The organism is Pseudoalteromonas sp. SIMBA_162 (assembly GCF_046535955.1).
Taxonomy (GTDB): Bacteria; Pseudomonadota; Gammaproteobacteria; order Enterobacterales; family Alteromonadaceae; genus Pseudoalteromonas; species Pseudoalteromonas marina.
Genome location: NZ_JAWJBQ010000704.1, coordinates 1 through 257 on the forward strand (window position 1 = coordinate 1; position 257 = coordinate 257).

Sequence of the window (257 nt, forward strand, 5' to 3'; positions counted from 1 at the left end):
CGATCACCGACACATTCGCGCACCACGATGGTTCGAAACCCGTGTTGCATGGCATCCACCGCACTGGCGCGGATGCAGCCGCTGGTAGAGCAGCCAGCCAGTACCACGGTATCCACGCCTTGAGCATGCAGCAGCGGGGCCAGGCTGGTGGCGAAGAAGGCACTGGCGTACTGCTTGCTCAGCACCCCCTCCCCTGCCTGTGGCGCAACGGCCTCGCAGAACGCCGCCAGCGGGTTGCCTTCGACCATGTCCTTCAT

Annotated in this window: 1 protein-coding gene; it reads right to left on the reverse strand. The window is 64.6% G+C overall.

The annotated features are described in order from the left end of the window. The coding region (locus tag R0J88_RS21490) for an isochorismatase family protein (protein ID WP_410901101.1) at positions 1–248 on the reverse strand (248 nt) is incomplete at its 3' end. Between the last annotated feature and the right edge of the window lie 9 nt (positions 249–257).